The 2,313-nt window shown below is 72.1% G+C and carries 3 protein-coding genes; 2 read left to right on the top strand and 1 reads right to left on the bottom strand.

What is annotated here, in order from left to right; genetic code table 11:
- Both G6024_RS01555 and aqpZ read left to right on the top strand, forming a co-directional pair.
- Window positions 1-310: SIR2 family NAD-dependent protein deacylase (locus G6024_RS01555; protein ID WP_277355612.1), on the top strand; the 310-nt coding region annotated here is incomplete at its 5' end.
- Window positions 311-460: 150 nt separating this feature from the next.
- Window positions 461-1,249: an aquaporin Z gene (aqpZ, locus tag G6024_RS01550; RefSeq protein ID WP_067718469.1), complete on the top strand. Its 789-nt coding sequence runs from the start codon at window positions 461-463 to the stop codon at window positions 1,247-1,249.
- Between the two features lie 99 nt (window positions 1,250-1,348).
- Here the strand turns inward: aqpZ and G6024_RS01545 are convergent, their stop codons facing one another.
- Entirely contained in the window at window positions 1,349-2,176 is an 828-nt protein-coding gene (locus tag G6024_RS01545; protein ID WP_159147709.1) for a hypothetical protein, read from the bottom strand.
- Between the last annotated feature and the right edge of the window lie 137 nt (window positions 2,177-2,313).

Here is a 2,313-nt window from a genome sequence, read left to right as displayed (position 1 = left end):
CGACCGCCTCACCCCGCCGAACTGTGACCGGTGTGGCGGGCGCGCCCGACCGGGCGTGGTGTGGTTCGGCGAGATGCTCCCGGGCCGGCCCTGGGACGCTGCGGTCGACGCGGTCACCTCGGCCGCGGCGGTGCTCGTCGTCGGCACCTCCGGCCTGGTCCACCCCGCGGCGTCACTACCCGGGCTCGCCGCCGACGCCCGGATCCCGGTGATCGAGGTGAACCCGGGCGCCTCGGGGCTCGGCTCCGAGGTCTCGGTCCACGTCCGGGCCACCGCAGGGCAGGCGCTTCCTCACCTCTTGGCACCCTGATCCCCTCGGGCCGCCCTTCCGGCCCTGCCACACACCGGCTGGCGGAAACCTCTCTGCGGCCGATAGAGCGCGCTAGCGTAGCGCGCAGGGACCCACGCCCGGAGTTCCCGCTCCTCCGTTCGCACGGAGGCCAGGACCGGAGGTCACCTCATGTCTGATTCGTCCCCGGCAACCCCGTCTACCGCCCCGGCCATCACCGCGGTCATCGCCGCCGAGCTGATCGGCACGTTCTGGCTCGTCCTCGGCGGTTGCGGCACCGCCGTGTTCGCGGCGGTCCAGATCGCCACCGCCGATACCGGCGACGTCCCCGTCGGCGTGGGATACCTCGGGGTCGCGATCGCGTTCGGGCTCACGGTCCTCACCGGCGCGTACGCGTTCGGGCACATCTCGGGCGGTCACTTCAACCCGGCTGTGACCATCGGCGCCGCGGTCGCGGGCCGACTTCCCTGGGCGAAAGTGCCCATCTACATCGTCAGTCAGGTCGTCGGGGGTCTGGTCGCGGGCGCGCTGATCCTCGTCGTGGCAAGCGGAAAAGACGGATTCGAGGCCACCGGCAGCATGGCCGCCAACGGCTACGGGGCCAACTCGCCCGACGGCTACGGCCTGCTCTCGGCGCTGCTCATCGAGATCGTGCTCACGGCCCTCTTCGTATGGGTCATCCTCGGCGCCACCGATCGCCGGGCCCCCGCCAGCTTCGCGCCCGCGGCCATCGGCCTCACACTGACGCTGATCCACCTCATCTCCATCCCGATCACCAACACGTCGGTGAACCCGGCACGGTCGACGGCCGTGGCGTTCTTCAACGGGGGCGGCGCACCGGGCCAGCTGTGGCTGTTCTGGGTGGCACCGATCGTCGGCGCCCTGATCGCCGGCGTCCTGTACGGCCCGTTGTTCGGCGCTCGCGGGCTGAACGGTCGATCCGCGGCCGTCTCGGCCTGACGCACCGCCGACGGGGTCAACACGAAGGGCCCGAGGGAGATCTCTCTCCCACGGGCCCCTCATCGATGCGGCCTCTCCGAGGCGCGAGGCCTCCTCCGGTCAGTGGCGGGGTTCATCCCCGCGGGTCCGGCCCAGCATCTTGTCCACTATTCCCGGCTTGTCGTCAGGATGACGGTCCGGGTCGACGGTGTCGCCGGGCGTCCCGGTCCGGTGCCCCGACCTCGCCTGCGGATCGGAACCACCGGGGACATCGTCGGTCCGGGCGTGACGCCCGCCGGCGTCACCCGCGCCGACTCCGGATGCTCCCGCGGCCGCGGCACCCGCTCCGTGGCGGCCCCGGTCACCGGAGTCGATACCGGACCCGGAAGTGGCGGACGAGCCCATACCGGTCCCGGTGGCCAACCCTCCGTGATCGTGACCGCGGTCGCGGTCATGGGTGAGGTCGCCGCCCCTGTCGCGATCGTGGGTGAGGCCCCCGTCGCCGCCATGGTCGCGGTCGCGGGTCAGACCCCGGTCGCCGCCATGGTCTCGATCGTGGGTGAGGCCCCGGTCGCCGTGGTCGCGACCGCGGTCGAGGTCATCAGCACGGCCCTTGGGATCGAGCTTCTCGGCGGTCTGTTCCATCCGCCGGACATCATGCTTCTGCTCGTCGACGGTGCCGCGCTGCCGCTCGGCCTCCACCCGGAGCTTGTCGGCCTCGGCGGCCTTCGCACGGGCCTCCTGCTCGGCTGCGCCCGCCCTGTGCTCCTGCTCGCGGACGACCGCGTCCTGCTGCTCGAGCTGCTGCTCGCGTTCTCGTGCGCTGCGCCGCAGTTCCGCGGCCTCGGTGAGCTTCTTCCGGTTGCTGCTCTTGACGGCCATCGCGATGAGCGCGATCGCGATGATCAGCGCGATCACCCCGATGATGATCCAGATGATGGGGTCCACAGCTGCCTCCCTTTCAGGGGTCGGGTTGCGTCTGGAACGTAACCCCGCCCCCAGACGGGTGCCACCGGTCGCGCCTGCGGCGGCAACCGCCCGGCACCCGACAGGCGCCCGTCCGGCACCCGCGGCACCGGCCCGGC

The organism is Dietzia maris (genome assembly GCF_014144855.1).
Taxonomy (GTDB): Bacteria; Actinomycetota; Actinomycetes; order Mycobacteriales; family Mycobacteriaceae; genus Dietzia; species Dietzia kunjamensis.
The sequence above is the reverse complement of the archived record's forward strand: the minus strand, read 5'-3'. Positions and strand labels throughout refer to the sequence as shown.